The sequence below is a fragment of the Paenibacillus marchantiae genome (assembly GCF_028771845.1).
GTDB lineage: Bacteria > Bacillota > Bacilli > Paenibacillales > Paenibacillaceae > Paenibacillus > Paenibacillus marchantiae.
The window spans coordinates 1,089,828-1,106,952 of sequence record NZ_CP118270.1 but is presented as its reverse complement, the minus strand read 5'-3'; the positions used below and the strand labels follow the sequence as shown (position 1 = coordinate 1,106,952).

The window sequence follows — 17,125 nt, the reverse complement described above, 5'->3', positions numbered from 1 at the left end:
AGGATCAGCAGTGCGTTTATTGGCGGGCTGCTGTTTTTTTTACTTTGTAGAAGGAATCATGTCCTTTTGGAACATCTTGCGTTCTAATGCGTACTATGTAAGTTGAATGTAATAAGCTGACTGATGAAATTTCACAAGGAGGATACGTAAGGGTATGAACATCGCATTTTTTTTGCTGCCCAAACAAGAAGTTACGTGCGTAACGTCGGATTCTACTCTGCGGCAGACGTTGGAACGGATGGAATATCATCGGTTCACGGCGGTGCCCATTTTGAATAAGGAAGGCAAGTATATCGGCACGGTTACCGAAGGTGATCTGCTGTGGTATATGAAGAACGCCGAGGGAAAGATTACATTTGAAAACGCTTCAAAATTCCTGCTTAAGGACGTTCCACTTCGGCTGGATATCAAACCGGTATCCATTGAAGCCAACATGGAGGATTTGATTAATCTGGCGAAAGTGCAGAACTTTGTGCCGGTTGTCGATGATATGGAGCGCTTCATCGGGATCGTAAGACGGAGTCAGATTATTGAGTATTGCGAGGGTATTGTAGCCAAGGAATCCATGAAAGTGAAGTAAGTCGAAACAAAATTCGATATTGATGCAACTGCGTGGATAATCACAGCCGTCCGGTATCATGTTAAACTTAAGAAGAGCTGAACAAGAGCGAACTTAAATGAATTTTCGACAAGATAAAATACGAATTCGTTGTACGGGGTCCCCGCAAAGTACCTGAGATAAGTTTCGGAGGACTTCTCCGCTTTTTGGGGTAATTTTGCGGCCCCCCTTTTTATGCTATAATGGAGAATAAAGCTTTTTCGGGGGAGAGTGACTTTCGCCAATATGCCTAAAGAACTGGATGTAGCCAAACGCGCTAAAGTGATTGAATGGCTTAAAACCGAAGTGCTTGATCAGGTATCCCGATTATTCAAAGCGTTATGGGAAGGCAGTACAACCCGAATCGGGGACAGTCTCGCCAGTTTGATGATGAGTAGTTACATATTGGGCCGCAGGCTCGGTATTCCTTTCAAGGATCTGGATGCACTGCTTGTTGAGAAATTGAAAAAGCATAAACAGGAAGGTCACCAGTTGGAAGATTGGTACCAAGATATTTCCGCGCTAGAAGATCACATGCGTAAGAGGTGAATTTGTTGAAATTTAGCTTTAAATCAGCTGTCTGGAGCGTAGTTTATCTGCTCTTGCTACTTTCGCTGTTAACTCCTTTATCGGTTTTGGCCATATTTTTCATGATGATACCTGGAGTTATTTTGTTTGCTTCATTACCGGTAAAATCATTTATATGGCATCTCGTCCCAGTGGCGATCATTTTGGTCATATTTAGTCCGATTTATTTGTTATTACTGCTTTTGTTCACCCTGCCCGCCATTGTTATGGGCAATGCTTACAAGAAAAAGAAATCGGCCCTGTTCGCCCTAATGGCAGGAAGTGGAGCCATGCTGGCCGAGTATCTGTTGCTCCTGTTGATTGGAAGTGTAATCTTCCAATTTGATTTGTCGAGTTATATTGATGATGTGGTCAGATTGACGATTGAACCCCTGACGAATACATCCAGTCAGATGGTAAATGGGTTTGTATGGACACCTGAAATGACTCAGGATGTCGCAAGACAGACGCAGCTTATGATTCCATTCGCCTTGGTGGTCACGTCTCTGGTCATGGCTCTAATCACACATCTCATTGCACGTCCGATTCTAAACGTAATGGGCGTGGTTGTACCGAAATTTCCACCTGCGCGTGAATGGCGTATGCCGCGTGCCCTGATCTGGTATTACTTCCTGGCATTGTTGTTCGAAGTGATATCCAGGCAGAGTGACGGAACGTACTGGACCATGATCGCCATGAACTTGTCGCCTCTAATCAATTTGGGCTTCATGATTCAAGCCATCGGATTCTTCTTCTTTCTCTCACATGCAAAGAAATGGAATCCGGTTGTACCGTATTTGCTGGCGGCAGCAGTCTTCTTCATTGGACCGCTGCGGATTATCGGGATTATCGATCTGGCGTTCCCGCTTCGCGAGGCAATATCGAAACCAAAACGATAGGGTGATGAGTCATGCCTAAATTTCTGAAGAAACGCTGGCACGGCTACTATACCGTATGGGCGTTCATACTGCTGCTTCTGCTTGTTATGTTCGTGACCATCTACAACTGGACGCTTGGTTTGATTAGTCTGATACTGGCTTCGGCGCTGGGAATCGTCATGATTAAGGCGGAGCTCGCGTTCCGTCGTGAGCTTAACGACTACATTAATGGCCTTTCCATTCGGATCAAACGAATGGAGGGGGAAGCGGTCAGCATGCTCCCATTCGGTATTGTGCTGTACAGCGAAGATCGTACCGTAGAGTGGCATAATCGCTTCGTCGCGGACATGTTCCAAGAGAAGACGATGGTAGGTAATCCGCTGCAAAATTTGTTTCCCAAACTTCCTCAACCGAAGGAAAAAAAGGATGGGACCAAGGAGCCGTCTAAGGAGCTTCACGACGAATTCCAATTGGATGATCGATATTATGGAGTTATTCATAATCCGCAAGAGCGGTATGTATATGTTTACGAGATTACGGAGCTAGCCATTCTTCGTGATAAATATGAGAATGAACGCATGGCACTGGGCATTCTGGTTCTCGACAACCTGGACGAAGCAGCCCAGGGCATGGACGACCAGCAGCGGACTGCGCTGATTGCCCGTGTAACAAGCGAGATTACGTCTTGGGCGAAACGGTATGAGGTATACCTGCGCCGCCTCTCTTCTGATCGTTATCTCATGATGTTGAATTATAAGTCTTTGCAGGAACTGGAGCAGAGCCGATTTGTCATCCTGGATGAAGTCCGGGAGATGACGGCTGATCTTAAGGTGCCGATGACACTAAGTGTTGGACTGGCATTTGGCTCGGATACCATCAGTGAGATGGGAGAATTGGCTCAGTCCAGTTTGGATATGGCACTTGGCCGTGGTGGTGATCAGGCTGCCGTAAAATCTGGACAGCGGTTGTCCTTTTACGGTGGAAAGTCCAACGCGGTGGAGAAACGTACTCGGGTAAGAGCTCGGGTTATCGCACATGCATTGCGTGATCTGATGCAGGAGAGTGACCGAGTGATTATCATGGGTCACAAAATGCCTGATATGGATGCGATTGGCGCGTCTATTGGGGTATGGAAAGCGGCGAGTCTGTACAATGTGGAGGCACGAATTGTACTGGATGGACCCAACCCTTCCATTGAACGCATGATGGAACAGGTGAATAAGGATGAGAAGCTGTCCAAAGCCTTTGTGTCGCCGGAACAGGCAACCCAGATGATGACGGAGCATACGCTGCTTGTTGTTGTCGATACACATAAGGCATCCATGACAATGGAGCCGAAGCTGGTTCAATCCGCTACGCGTGTCGTGGTTGTGGATCACCACCGTCGGGGTGAAGAATTCATTAACGATGCAGTTCTGATCTATCTGGAACCATATGCTTCTTCGGCAGCAGAATTGGTGACTGAGCTTCTCCAATATATTCATGACAAGGTACAATTCACTCCACTGGAAGCGACGGCGTTATTAGCCGGGATTACGGTGGATACGAAGCATTTTGCACTCCATACGGGATCGAGAACGTTTGAAGCGGCAGGCTTCCTGCGTCGCAGTGGTGCAGACACCATTATGATCCAGCGGCTTATGAAAGAAGATCTGTCAGAATATATTGCTAAGGCAGAAATCATAAAGCATGCTAAAATGGTATACGGGAACATTGCGCTGGCGGTCACGGACCCTGGCAACAAGATTCCACAGATGATGATCGCCCAAGTGGCGGACACATTGCTTAATATGACCGACGTGGTCGCTTCATTTGTCATTAGTGAACGCCCGGATGGACTGATTGGCATCAGCGCGAGATCGCTGGGGCGCATGAATGTTCAGGTGGTCATGGAACGACTGGGCGGTGGCGGACATTTAACGAATGCTGCCGTGCAGCTTGAAGGAACGCTTGGAGAGGCGGAAAAACGGCTGACGAACGTACTGGCTGAAATCGAAAAGGAAGAGGGTTTGTTCGAATGAAAGTCATTTTTATAAAAGATATGAAGGGTCAAGGCAAAAAAGGACAAGTGAAGGAAGTGTCCGAGGGATACGCACAGAACTTTCTTCTGCCACGGGGAATCGCACGTCCAGCAACAGACGGAAATATGAAAACACTGGACAACCAGAAGGCAGCGGAAGACAGACGTAAGCAGGAAGAGAAAGCAGAAGCGGAAGCTCTGGCTAAAAAGCTTGAAGCTGAAGTGACTGAACTGAAAGCAAAATCCGGCGAAGGCGGCCGTCTGTTCGGTGCAATCACGAGCAAACAAATCGCAGAAGCTCTGGCAGCGAAAGGTCTGAAAGTCGACAAACGCAAAATTGAACTGGACGAGCCTATTCGCACACTCGGCGTAACGCAAGTCACCGTCAAGGTTCACCCTGAAGTGAAGGCTACCTTGAAGGTACAGGTAACGGAGGAGTAAGATGGGCGGCGAAATGTTATTCGACCGGATTCCCCCACAGAACCTGGAAGCCGAACAGGCCGTGCTGGGTGCAATCCTGTTGCAGGGCGAAGCCCTGATTACAGCGATGGAACGGGTGCAAACCGAGGATTTCTATGATAAACGCCATCAATTAATTTTTGAAGCGATGATCCAGCTTGGCGAGGGAAATCAACCGATTGACCTCGTGACACTGACTTCGCTACTGAAGGATAAAGGCGAGCTTGAGGACATCGGCGGCGTCAGTTATCTGGCGAAGCTGGCTCATGGTGTTCCGACTGCCGCGAACGTGGATTATTACGCTCAGATTATCGAAGAGAAATCCATGCTGCGTCGCCTGATTCGTACAGCTACGCAAATTGTGAGTGAAGGATACACGGGCGGTGAGGATGTCGCGGCTATGCTTGGAGAAGCAGAGCGGCGCATTCTGGAGATTTCCAACCGACGTTCCAGTAGCGGTTTTATAGCCATTCAGGATGTTCTGATGGAAGTATTCGACCGTGTGGAGACGTTGCATCAGAACAAGGGCACCACAACGGGCATTCCGTCCGGGTTCATCGATCTGGACAAGATGACCGCCGGATTCCAGCGGAGTGACTTGATTATTGTAGCGGCACGTCCATCTGTAGGTAAGACCGCCTTCGCCCTGAATATCGCTCAGAATGTAGCCATTCGGGCGCAGGAGACAGTTGCGATATTCAGTCTGGAGATGTCAGCCGCACAGCTCGTACAGCGTATGATCTGTGCAGAGGCCAATCTGGATGCGGGTGTCATGCGTATGGGTGACTTTAAAGGTGATGAAGATTGGCAAAAGCTGACGATGGGCATTGCAGCCTTGAACGAAGCTAATATCTACATTGACGATACACCAGGGATCACCGTAGCTGACATTCGTGCTAAATGCCGTCGTCTCAAGAAAGAGAAAGGCCTTGGCATGATTCTGATCGACTACCTTCAACTGATTAGTGGACGTGGTAAAGCCGGCGAGAACCGTCAACAAGAGGTATCCGAGATCTCACGTACCCTGAAACAGATTGGCCGGGAACTGGAAGTTCCGGTTATTGCCCTGTCTCAGCTGAGCCGGGGTGTAGAGCAACGTCAGGATAAACGTCCGATGATGAGTGACTTGCGGGAATCGGGTTCGATCGAGCAAGATGCCGACATCGTTGCGTTCCTGTACCGGGATGACTACTATAACCAGGAAACCGAGAAGAAAAACATTATCGAGATTATTATCGCCAAACAGCGTAATGGTCCGGTGGGTACGGTGGAACTGGTCTTCCTGAAAAACTTTAATAAATTCGTTAACTACGAGCGGGCACATAATGATGCCTTTGCCATGTAGGGGACAGGCACAGACTGCTTCGATAGGGAAGTGAAATCGTCTGTCCCCGGCATCAACCATTAGATCATATGAACTCATAAATACGTTGTGAATACGACATATAGCGTTGGATTTAAACGCGTAGCGAGTAACCGGGGTTAGCTGTCAAGCAAGATTTGACTGGCTTCGCCGGTTTTTTGCGTCGCAATATGGAGTCAATTCCGAACATTAGAGTTTGACTATATCTAATTGTTCGCCATTTGATTTGACTTTGAAAAAAGGGACTGGTACACTAGTACTGCTGCGTTAAAGCAGCGAAAACCTTCCCTTGGATGTAAACCGAGGGGGATTTTCACTGTCCGTTAGCACGCTTCTCCGCTGGTAATTTCACTTCAAATTCCTGCCGAGATAGAGGACGGACAGACCAATACAAAGGTGCGCAAGGCACCCACGGAGGTATGTACTATGTCAACGGTAGTTGTAGTGGGAACGCAATGGGGAGACGAAGGTAAAGGCAAGATTACGGATTATTTGGCGGAATCCGCAGACGTGGTTGCTCGTTACCAAGGTGGTAACAATGCAGGACACACGATTCTGATCGATAACAAAAAATATAAATTGACGATGATTCCATCGGGTATCTTCTACACAGACAAAGCATGTGTAATTGGTAACGGTATGGTTATCAACCCGAAGGCACTCATCGAAGAAATTAACTATATTCATGACAATGACTTTACGACCAAAAACCTGTCCATCAGCGAACGCGCACACATCATCCTGCCATATCACATGGTATTGGATGCATTGGAAGAAGAGAGCAAAGGCCCGAACAAAATCGGTACAACAGGCAAGGGAATTGGCCCATGTTACATGGACAAATCAGCTCGTATCGGTATTCGTATGGTTGATCTGCTTGATGCGGAGGAGTTCGAACTGAAACTGCGTCATTTGGTAAAAGAAAAAAACCGTGTAATCGAGCAGGTCTATGGCGGCGAGCCTGTAGATGTAGAAGAAATTCTGAAAGATTACCTGGGATACGCAGAAATTCTGCGTCCTTATGTGCGTGATACATCAGTTGTGCTCAACGAATACATCGATGAGGACAAAAAAGTATTGTTCGAAGGCGCACAAGGCGTTATGTTGGATCTTGATCAAGGAACTTATCCATTTGTTACTTCATCCAATCCGTCAGCAGGCGGCGTATGTATCGGTTCGGGCGTTGGCCCAGCCCGTATTCAGCAGGTTATCGGTGTGGCTAAAGCCTACACAACACGTGTAGGAGATGGTCCTTTCCCGACAGAACTGCATGATGCGATCGGTGATCAAATTCGTGAGACCGGACATGAGTACGGTACTGTAACTGGACGTCCGCGTCGCGTTGGCTGGTTCGATAGTGTCGTTGTTCGTCACGCACGTCGTGTGAGCGGGATTACAGGTCTTTCCCTGAACTCCCTGGATGTAATGACCGGTCTGGAAACGGTAAAAATCTGCACAGGATACAAATTCCGCGGCGAGGTTATCACTCACTATCCGGCAAGCTTGAAAATGCTGGCAGAATGTGAAGCGGTATACGAAGAGCTTCCGGGCTGGAGCGAAGATATCACAGCAGCGAAGAAACTGGAAGACCTGCCTGTGAACACACAGAACTATGTTAAACGTGTGTCTGAACTGACAGGCATTCCAATTGCCATCTTCTCTGTAGGCCGTAACCGTGAGCAAACGAATCAAGTTCTTCCTATCTACGAATAAGCAGCTAGGTTAACTCGGCAATACGAAGTAAACGTTCATCCAAATGATATGCCTATATAGGCATCATAGAGCCCCAGTTATCGCTTAAACAGCGATGGCTGGGGTTTTTCGCACGCCTTCCTGATATAATCCCCGGATTTCCGTCAATACTGGTTAACAGTAGACTCATAGATCCTGAAACATCGAATGTGATATGGGGTCGGAAAACGGAGGGAGAGAACGGGAATGAAGTTGCTTCAATGGTTCATTAAAATATTGCTTACCGTGATGCTGGTCAGTTCACTGACCCTGCTGACAACCGGATTAATCGTTCAGTCATATGTAAAATCGCTGCTGGCGAGTTTCAATATTCAGTGGGAAGGCCAGCCCATGGGGTTAACGGCCATGTTTCAGGGTGCATTAGGTGGTAAGTCCGGTGAAGAGAAGAAGCCAGGAACGGGCACGACAGATCAGCCGGCAGGAGCGGAGGAGGAACACGTTCCAGAAGATGCGATATCTGTCATGGGCAATGGAACAGAAAGTGGAGAAACAGGCGCGAATACAGGCAACAGCTCTGAACAGGGTACGGGAACAGACGATGGTCAAGGAGCAGGCTCAGGAACGGATTCTTCTGCTACGGGATCTAGCCCAGGGGGCAGCTCAGGCACGGGAACAGACGCAGATGCTGGCACAAATGCGGGTAGCGATTCTGGGACAACGCCTGGCAACAGTACAGCATCGGGCAACGGATCAGGTACGAATTCCAATGGCACGCCTTCTTCAGGGAATGATGAGATTGTAGTATCTCCGGATGACATCACAGGCAAGAAGGACAAGCTGCCGTTGGAGGAAAAAGAAAAGATTTTCAGTCTGCTGATGAACAAGCTGCCCCAGAAAGAGATGCAGCAAATCTCAGGCGCCATGGAAGGCGGCCTGACTGAGCAGGAGCTGCGGGATATTGAGCAGGTGATCTCCAAGTATCTGACGAGCGAAGAATACGATAATCTAATGGAAGTCCTTCAGGCGGAATAAACTAAGTTCATATAGGGAAATCCGTAAATCTGCGACCCTTTGCTGAATATTCATAAAGGAATCGAAAGATCGAATCCTGAGCGGTAAATCAGAGAAATTTAATTTATGAGGCCATTCGGGCAATGAAATAAAAGCAGAAATTGGTTAGCATACAATCCAGCCAATATGAGGCACTCTATAGCAAGAGTTTAACGAAATCCCTCACCAGAGATGATCTGGCGAGGGATTTCAGTTTGTATTTTTATGAAAAAGAAAACACATTTCAGTGGGTCTTAGAACCTAGTCTTAAAAAATGATCAAAAGTACATAGTATACCTGAAGTAGAGGCGTTATGGGGAAGAGTTCTGCTCTGCCATCTTATGGATAATACAGGAAAACCAAGCGTGGCGCGGCTTTGCGCTATGACGTGTACAGTTGAAATGAGTGTAAAACCTGTGTTAAAGTATACGGGTGTGATAAAAGGTTAAAATTTTGACACTTTTACGAGCGCAGCTAAAGTCCTGATTTGCGGACACCCGAATACAAATATCGACAAGCATGGGACAGACACAGTGGGTGATGTCTTGACAGAAATGCGAACTGAGAAGTGCTGAAAAGGAGAGAATCATGAAAGGTTTCAGAGGCATACGCCAACCGGGCAAGAACCGGGAACACGAACAATCCGGGGAACACCGGACGGCCGAAGACAAAAACAACATGAGCATGTCCAACTTCAGTAGTAATAAAAAGCGCGTTCTGGCCTCGCGCAAATGGATCATTACAGCAGCATGTGGTTTATTTATCGCTGCATCGATCGGATTCGCAGGCAAACAATACGTTGCTGCAAACACCGTCCCATATTATAAAGTGATGGTTAAAGGAAATGAGATTGGCACCATCACGGATGAGACGCAATTACAGAAATTATTTGCAGACAAAACTGAGGAATTCCAAAATAAATATCCAGAAGCGGAAATGGTGCTGAACACAGATGGCATCACGACCGAAACCATTAAAGCATACAAACCCGTAGTGAACAGCGATGAGACGCTGGACAAGCTCGGCGACATGCTTACCGCCTATGCCAAGGGTGTAGAGCTCAAGGTAGACGGTGAAGTAATCGGCATTGTGAAGGATCAGGCAACAGCAGACGCGATTCTGGAACAAGTGCAGAACAAGTACATATCGGCATCGGCTGTGCGCAGTTCGCTCAAGACGAAGTCGGTATCGGCAAACTCATCGAAGAAAGCCGAGGGGCCGAGTACTACGCTGAAGTCGGTGGGCATCAAGGAAGATGTAGCGACAGATGTGGTGAAGGCTGATCCAAACAAAATATGGGATGTATCCGAGGCGGTTGAAGCTTTAACCGTTGGTAAAGACGCGCCTGTAACTTATGTCGTGCGTGAAGGAGATACGATCTCTTCCATTGCTGCCAAATACGAAATTACGCAAAGTGAGATTCGCAAACATAATCCGGGCATCAAAGAAACGTCGCTGCAAATTGGGGACGAGCTTACACTGACGGTGCCAAAACCAGCCGTTACTGTTAAATCGGTAGAGCAGGTGGTTGAACAGATTGAGATTAAACCACAAGTGGAAGTACGCAAAAGTGCTGAGCTCAAAGCAGGCACAACCAAAGTGGTGCGTCCAGGTCAAAGCGGTCTAAAAAGCATGCAATATCGGATAACGAAGGAAAATGGTGAAGTCGTTCAGGAAGAATGGCTTGGCCAGGAAGTCATCAAATCAGCGGTTACTGAAGTAGTTCTGAGTGGAACCAAAGTGGTCGGTGAAGGTACAGGTGAATTTGCTTGGCCGGTATCGAACGCTACGATGAGCAGCAGCTTTGGACAACGCTGGGGTCGCCAGCACAAAGGTGTCGATCTTGTCGGTAACCGTGACGTGAAAGCGTCTGATGAGGGCGTGATTACTTTTGCAGGACAGAAGAGTGGTTATGGCAATGTTATTATTATTAACCATCGTAATGGATACGAAACACTTTATGGGCACTTGAACAGCATTGGTGTTAAGGTTGGACAAGTCGTTGAAAAAGGTGAGAGCATCGGCGTAATGGGCAACACGGGCCGTTCGACCGGAACGCATCTGCATTTCGAGATTATCAAGAACGGAACGGTGGAAAATCCGTTGACATACTTGAACTAGTTATATCGCAATCCAGGGCAAGGTTGGCAGTTGATGCTGGCCTTGTTTTTTGCTGCTGTAAAAATTTTTCAGTTTGGGCTGCACATTGGCCCTGATCGGGATGTGACGGTGCTTCAGGTATGTTAAACTATAGACTATAGGCAACAAGCCATATGATATGAACTATATTCAATGAAAACGTAGGAAACACAATTTATATAAGTTGATTAAGAGAGATAGACCGCTAAGGCGGATTAAGCAGGATATAGGGGTGAAGACAGCCGATGCAGGGGAAGATTTTGGTGGTGGACGATGAACAGCCCATTGCGGACATTCTGAAGTTTAATTTGGAAAAAGAGGGGTACGAGGTCATCTGCGCATTTGATGGCATTCGTGCGGTTGAATTGGCGTTATCCGAGAAGCCGGATCTGATGCTGCTGGACCTGATGCTGCCAGGTAAGGATGGTATGGATGTGTGCCGCGAGGTGCGTGCCCATCTGGAGATGCCGATCATTATGCTGACCGCAAAGGATGGGGAGATCGACAAGGTGCTCGGTTTGGAGCTAGGTGCGGATGATTACGTGACGAAGCCTTTCAGTACGCGCGAGCTGCTCGCCCGGGTGAAAGCACAGATGCGCAGACGGCAGAAGCCTGCCATTACGGCTGAAGCGCCGGAAGACGAAGAGAAACAGGTCATGCGTTTATTTGATCTGGCGTTTGATATGGACATGTATACAGCTTACAAAGGCGGCGAACCGCTGGATCTGACTCACCGTGAGTACGAACTTCTCTATTATATGGCGAAGCATTCCGGCAAGGTAATGACACGTGAACATCTGCTGCAAGCTGTATGGGGATATGAATATTTCGGGGATGTACGTACCGTTGATGTTACGATTCGTCGTCTGCGTGAGAAGATTGAGGAGAACCCGAGCAAACCAGAAACGATTCTGACTCGCCGCGGGCTGGGTTATCTCGTGCGCAGTCCCAAAAGCGTGGGGATATAATGGGGCGTTTCTCGCGATTTTCGTTCTTTCGAACGATTCAGGCGAAACTGATTATTATCTATGTACTGCTGATTCTGATTGCGATGCAATTGATCGGCGTTTATTTTGTGAGTGCGATGAAGAACTCGCTGACCAGCAACTTCACTGAGGATTTGCAGGCACGGGCTGAGATGCTGTCTGTGCTTGTGGGAGAGACGATGGCTGGTGGAGAAGCCGAGGCTGGCGAGGACAAAACGGAAAACCTGCGTGTGTTGGTAAACAACCTGTTCAACATTAACGGCGCCGAGATTCAGGTGCTGGATGCCAGTGGCAAAGTGCTGACCACCTCGCTAAGTTCCCATTCAGACTATGTTGGACGCAAAAACACCCAGACCGTTGTCAGCCGTGCGCTTCAAGGCATTCGGGACAATGAGGAATATATCGTGGACGAGGATAATGTTCGCAAAAAGGTCGTTGCCAAGCCGGTGCTGTCCGGCGGCAAGATTATCGGCGCGGTCTACATCGCCGCCTCGATGAATGAGTTATATGCCACAATGGAGGGCATTAACAAGATTTTTATCTCCGGCATTTTGATTGCCTTGGTATTAACCGCAGTGCTTGGTGTCATTCTGTCACATACGATAACGCAGCCGATCAAGGAGGTTACCCGAAGGGCGACGGCGGTCGCAGAAGGAAACTTTGATCAGCAGACCCCTGTATTCGGAACGGATGAGATTGGACAGCTTAGCCGGGCATTTAACTATATGACGAGCAGGCTCCGGGATGCACTCTCCCAGAACGAAGAGGAGAAGGAGAAGCTCACGTCCATTCTGACCAACATGAGTGATGGCGTGGTGGCCACGGACGAATATGGCAAAGTCATTCTGGTGAACCGCCGTGCCAGCAGCATTCTGGGCATGCGTCCGGCGGACATTGAAGGAAGGCATTTTGCGGTATTGCTGGGCATTGATCCGGAAGATGCGGAAGCGTTAGCGAGTGGATTTACGGGTTCGACGCTGCTTCAGATTGCGCCTGCGGGACAGGAAGATCCCGTTGTCATCCGCATGACGTTTACACCGGTTCATCGCCGGGAGCTAGGCATTACAGGTACGATCGCTGTGCTTCAGGACGTTACGGAGCAGGAAGAACTGGAAGCTTCACGGCGTGAATTCGTGGCGAATGTCTCTCATGAGCTGCGTACACCGTTGACCACCATCAAGAGCTACGCAGAAGCGCTGGATGATGGAGCTCTGGAAGATCCGCAGCTCGCTGGGAGATTCGTTGGAGTAATCCAGAATGAGACGGAGCGTATGATTCGCTTGGTTACGGATTTGCTGCATCTGTCCAGGCTCGATTCCAAGGAAGCGATGCTGCGCAAACAGCCAACCGACATCATGGAGATGTTGGAAGAAGTGTCGGATCGTTTTTCGTTTCAGATGCATCAGAAGGATATTCAATCTGTGCTTTCTGTAGAGAACGGGATTCCAGCGGTTCCATTGGATCGCGACCAAATTGATCAGGTGCTTGATAATGTTGTGTCCAATGCGCTGAAATACACGCTTGAAGGTGGCACGATTACAATCGCAGCCAGACGCAATGATGATCATACTCTCGCCATATCAGTGACCGATACGGGGATGGGGATTCCACAGCGGGATCTGGACCGCATTTTTGAACGGTTTTATCGGGTAGACAAGGCTCGTTCCCGCAGTATGGGCGGCACAGGGCTTGGATTGTCCATTGCCCGGGAAATTGTGAAGGCCCATGACGGCAATATCTCACTGGAGTCCGAGGTGGACGTGGGGACAACGGTAACGTTCACACTGCCCATGCGTGAGGAAGGAGGTGAGCACCTTGAAAGAGCGGATTAAATCGCTGGTGCTTGCTTCCCTCGTCGTTGCCAGTTTGGTACAAAGTTACTTCTTAATCTATCGTTTGCCCGGTGGGGGCGATTCGATTGTGACGTCAGAGACGAACTATGTGAAAACCGAGAATATGGGCCAGGAGCGCAATATTGAAGATTTAATTTTCCCGGATCAGATGGTTATTCATCTGGGAGAGGACAAACATACGGTGTTTTATCCGGGCAATACGTTCTATCAGTTGATTTATTCACGGTTGCAGGGGCGTACGTTTGATGATTTCCAGCGTCGGAGTGTGCAATCGGTCCATTGGGATCAGATTCGTAAGGAGAATCCTGGCTTTGAACTGTCGTTCAAGGAAGGCATCCCTGTAGCGTTGTTACAGCGTGTGATGCGGCTCGGGACAGACTCCCTCTTCCAAGGGGAAACGATTAACCGAATCTCGATTTATACGGCCAAAAATGAAACAAAGGCTCACGCACTGTTCTTCAGTTCCAAAGGCGATGTGGTCTACGAGGCGACGCAGGCGGATCTGACAGTACAGGACGTGCAGCAGCATGTCGACTTCGGCAGCAGCTGGACACCTTATACGCTGATGGACGGCGGATATTATATCCCGGCTGAAGCACTGGAAACGATTGAGGCTGACGTGCCTACAGGCCAGTTCACTGTCGAACAAATGCAGCGCAGCCTATTCTTTGATCCAAGCATGACCCGAAACATTCGGGAAAAAGATGGATCGGAGATCTATACAGACAGCAAGCGCAGTCTGCAAGTGAAGCAAGAACAGCGCTGGATTAGCTACACCGATCCAGCGGCGCCGCCTGCGGGACAGATTGATGCAGCGAAGGATGCGCTGTCCGCGGTTGATTTTGTGAATCAGCATGGCGGCTGGAAAGGTCGTTCGCGCATGATGCTGGATACAACCGATACAAAGACGAAACTTCAGTTCCAGCAATATTACAGCAGCTTCCCGATTATGGACTCGATGCAGTTCCGGTTCGGCACGATCAGCATGGAGATGCAGCAGGAGACGGTATCCAGCTATGAACGTTCGCTCGAATATCTGAACGAAGGCGCGGAGACGAAGAAATCGGTCACCCTGCCCGGTGGGGACAAGCTGAAGGCGCTCATCCAGAAGGTGGCGGGTACTAATCGTAAGGTCGTAGACGTGTATCCGGCTTACCGTCCATCCAGCATTGAGGATGGACTGAAGCTGATACCGGTGTGGGTAATTCGATTTGGAAACGGGGAGGAGACCACCGTTTCTTGATGGGTTATAGTCATTAAACATAAGGTGGGCTGCACTATCCACTCCGCGGTCAGAACAACCTTCCGATCGCTGTTATTCCCAGATTTCATTGATTCCCTTTAGTTAAAGGGAGAAATCCGAGAATAAAGGCGAGCACTACGTTTCTCCAGGTTTTTTCTGCCCCCCTCGTTATCGTGGAGTTTTATGTTCAAAGTCTATAAAAGACTAAAGTAGCGGTGGCAGGTTGGGCAACTTTAGAAAGTATTTCAAGAAGTCTAATGATGGAGGTGGATGTTTTGGATTGGGGACGGGCGAAAAATGTGTTGATCTATGCCTTCCTGCTGCTCAATCTGGTGCTGGGATACCAGATCTGGATGGATGCGCGGGAGACGGCCGGAGCCAATCTGGACTTCACCTCACTGGCAGATAATACACAGCAGGCGATGGAGGAGAAGGGCATTCAGGTGCTGGCTCCTATTCCGAATGAGACGCCGAAGCTGCCGAAGCTGTCGTATGAGTTCATTGAAGATAACAAGACAGGCATTGATGTTGAACTGGAAAACACCGTTGACAGCAAGCTAATCTTCTCGCAAAGCGAGCTGGAGGATGCACTACAGAACGAGATTCCCCAGATCGGTACGTATCGATGGGATCAGCTGATGGCGGAGGATGGGGCATTTGTGCTTCATCCGTTGGTGGATGGCAAATGGCCGCTCTTCAATGTTAGTCTGGAGTTATTCTACAGCGATCAGAAAATTACGGGTTATCGTCAGACTCCGGTGCGGATTACGACAGCGGAGGAAAGCGATCAGCAGGTGCTTCCGGCGTCGAAGGCGCTGGGTACGCTGATCGAGAACTTTTTGCCAAATGATGCGATTGTCAAAGATATTCAGTTGGGCTATTACGGCCAGTTGTTCAATTCAGATATGCAGGTGGCGATGCCGGCATGGCGGTTCGTGCTGGAAAGTGGCGAAGTGTTGTACGTGCAGGGCATCAGTGGGGATGTATTCAGTCCCAAGACAGACAAACCAGGGGAGTAATGCGTTATGGGGATTTATTTTACCGTGTTATCCAGCGGTTCGACAGGGAATGCCACGGTTATACAGCATGGGGGCACATCCCTCATGATTGATGCAGGTCTCAGTGCGAAGCGGCTGGAGGCATTGTTTCTGGAACGGGAGATTTCGGGAACGGAGCTGGACGGGATTCTGGTTACACATGAACATTCCGATCACATTAAAGGACTAGGCGCGATGTCTCGGAAATATAATTTACCAATCTATGCAAATACGAATACGTGGGCGGCACTGGAGAAGTCCGTTGGGGCGATTCCAGAGGAAAACCGGAGGGTATTTGAGACCGGTGAAAAGCATGATTTTGGCTCCCTTCGCGTGGAATCCTTCGGCATCTCCCATGATGCAGCGGAACCGGTAGGGTACACATTCGATGATGGCAGTGAGAAGCTGTCCGTTGCGACGGATCTCGGATATATGAGCGACAAGGTTCGCGATGCGATCTCGGATTCGGATGTACTTGTGCTGGAGGCGAATCATGATGTCGAATTGCTGCGCATGGGGCGGTATCCATGGAACACCAAGCGCCGCATTCTGAGCGACATTGGGCATTTGTCGAACGAAGCGGCGGGAGCTGCGCTTAGTGAACTGATGAACGGACGCATCAAGCGCACGTATCTGGCACATTTGAGCCGGGATCATAATATGATGGACTTGGCGAAAATGACCGTGCGTGATGCGATGGAGAGCCGTGGTTGCTTTTATCGGGATCATGAGTTCAAGCTCTGTGATACGTATTATGATCGGCCTACGCCATGGGATAGGGTGGGTGAGCCATAAAGCTGTCGAGTTCGGTAGCTTTGCGCTCTACTTCTTCGCGGGTCAGAATGCCTTTGTCGACGAGCAGTTCAATAATCGTGCTTAGGGCAAGGGTGTTGCGGTAATGCTCTTCCTTGAGATCGGCCAGCTTGGCCGCCATATGAACTTCATCCATGGCTGTGAGTGTACGCGTGCGATCCATAATGTGAATCCTCCTTCTATGAAGCTTCGAATTGTCTTTTACTATTATTGTAGTCAGGCTTGATGGAAAACATTCCTCTTTTTGCCGCTATAATTACACGTAAGGGACGTGTATGCTGAACCAGGGACTGCATTTTGCTTAAGAAGATGAAAAAGTTCACGGGAATAGGCAAAATTGCGCTTAGCCAACTGGATTTTGTGGTGATAGATACTAGGGACCTTTATTGTTAAGCGCGTTATAGCGGAAATTTCCGTTAATCTTCGT

General features: G+C 48.7%; 15 protein-coding genes. 14 read left to right on the top strand and 1 reads right to left on the bottom strand.

Annotation, left to right across the window (positions count from 1 at the left end; genetic code table 11):
* The first annotated feature begins 154 nt into the window (after positions 1 to 154).
* The 14 genes from PTQ21_RS05000 (at position 155) to PTQ21_RS04935 (ending at position 16,680) form a co-directional block, all read left to right on the top strand.
* Positions 155 to 580, top strand: a complete 426-nt coding sequence (locus tag PTQ21_RS05000) for a CBS domain-containing protein (RefSeq protein WP_063567369.1) — start codon at positions 155 to 157, stop codon at positions 578 to 580.
* Positions 581 to 844: 264 nt separating this feature from the next.
* Complete coding sequence (locus PTQ21_RS04995) at positions 845 to 1,147, top strand: MazG-like family protein (RefSeq protein ID WP_024629547.1); 303 nt, start codon at positions 845 to 847, stop codon at positions 1,145 to 1,147.
* A gap of 5 nt (positions 1,148 to 1,152) precedes the next feature.
* Positions 1,153 to 2,064 (top strand): DUF2232 domain-containing protein, encoded by a 912-nt coding sequence (locus PTQ21_RS04990; protein WP_063567400.1) that lies wholly within the window; start codon positions 1,153 to 1,155, stop codon positions 2,062 to 2,064.
* An 11-nt stretch (positions 2,065 to 2,075) separates the two neighbouring features.
* Positions 2,076 to 4,064 carry a DHH family phosphoesterase gene (locus PTQ21_RS04985; RefSeq protein ID WP_063567368.1) on the top strand — a complete coding sequence of 663 codons (1,989 nt, stop codon included), beginning with the start codon at positions 2,076 to 2,078 and terminating at the stop codon, positions 4,062 to 4,064.
* Positions 4,061 to 4,504, top strand: a complete 444-nt coding sequence (gene rplI / locus PTQ21_RS04980) for a 50S ribosomal protein L9 (protein WP_024629550.1) — start codon at positions 4,061 to 4,063, stop codon at positions 4,502 to 4,504. Before PTQ21_RS04985 ends, rplI begins: the two co-directional genes overlap by 4 nt.
* 1 nt (position 4,505) lies before the next feature.
* Entirely contained in the window at positions 4,506 to 5,867 is a 1,362-nt protein-coding gene (gene dnaB, locus PTQ21_RS04975) for a replicative DNA helicase (protein ID WP_274569038.1), read from the top strand.
* A 444-nt stretch (positions 5,868 to 6,311) separates the two neighbouring features.
* On the top strand, positions 6,312 to 7,598 hold the full coding sequence (locus PTQ21_RS04970; protein ID WP_063567367.1) for an adenylosuccinate synthase: 1,287 nt from the start codon (positions 6,312 to 6,314) through the stop codon (positions 7,596 to 7,598).
* Positions 7,599 to 7,823: 225 nt separating this feature from the next.
* Positions 7,824 to 8,609, top strand: a complete 786-nt coding sequence (locus tag PTQ21_RS04965; protein ID WP_072733924.1) for a dermokine domain-containing protein — start codon at positions 7,824 to 7,826, stop codon at positions 8,607 to 8,609.
* 606 nt (positions 8,610 to 9,215) lie between these two features.
* On the top strand, positions 9,216 to 10,748 hold the full coding sequence (locus tag PTQ21_RS04960; RefSeq protein WP_063567365.1) for a peptidoglycan DD-metalloendopeptidase family protein: 1,533 nt from the start codon (positions 9,216 to 9,218) through the stop codon (positions 10,746 to 10,748).
* A 263-nt stretch (positions 10,749 to 11,011) separates the two neighbouring features.
* Complete coding sequence (yycF, locus tag PTQ21_RS04955; protein WP_062327757.1) at positions 11,012 to 11,734, top strand: response regulator YycF; 723 nt, start codon at positions 11,012 to 11,014, stop codon at positions 11,732 to 11,734.
* Positions 11,734 to 13,584 (top strand): cell wall metabolism sensor histidine kinase WalK, encoded by a 1,851-nt coding sequence (gene walK / locus PTQ21_RS04950; protein ID WP_063567364.1) that lies wholly within the window; start codon positions 11,734 to 11,736, stop codon positions 13,582 to 13,584. The genes yycF and walK overlap by 1 nt, the downstream gene beginning before the upstream one ends.
* The gene (locus PTQ21_RS04945; RefSeq protein WP_274569032.1) at positions 13,568 to 14,848 is read left to right on the top strand and encodes a YycH family regulatory protein; all 1,281 of its coding nucleotides are present in this window, start codon (positions 13,568 to 13,570) and stop codon (positions 14,846 to 14,848) included. The genes walK and PTQ21_RS04945 overlap by 17 nt, the downstream gene beginning before the upstream one ends.
* Positions 14,849 to 15,123: 275 nt before the next feature.
* Positions 15,124 to 15,867, top strand: a complete 744-nt coding sequence (gene yycI / locus PTQ21_RS04940; RefSeq protein ID WP_090809390.1) for a two-component system regulatory protein YycI — start codon at positions 15,124 to 15,126, stop codon at positions 15,865 to 15,867.
* A 6-nt stretch (positions 15,868 to 15,873) separates the two neighbouring features.
* Positions 15,874 to 16,680 carry an MBL fold metallo-hydrolase gene (locus tag PTQ21_RS04935; protein WP_062327768.1) on the top strand — a complete coding sequence of 269 codons (807 nt, stop codon included), beginning with the start codon at positions 15,874 to 15,876 and terminating at the stop codon, positions 16,678 to 16,680.
* On the opposite strand, the gene PTQ21_RS04930 is transcribed toward PTQ21_RS04935, so the two are convergent.
* The gene (locus PTQ21_RS04930) at positions 16,649 to 16,861 is read right to left on the bottom strand and encodes a hypothetical protein (RefSeq protein WP_053781978.1); all 213 of its coding nucleotides are present in this window, start codon (positions 16,859 to 16,861) and stop codon (positions 16,649 to 16,651) included. The two genes, PTQ21_RS04935 and PTQ21_RS04930, sit on opposite strands and share 32 nt — an antisense overlap.
* Positions 16,862 to 17,125 lie beyond the last annotated feature (264 nt).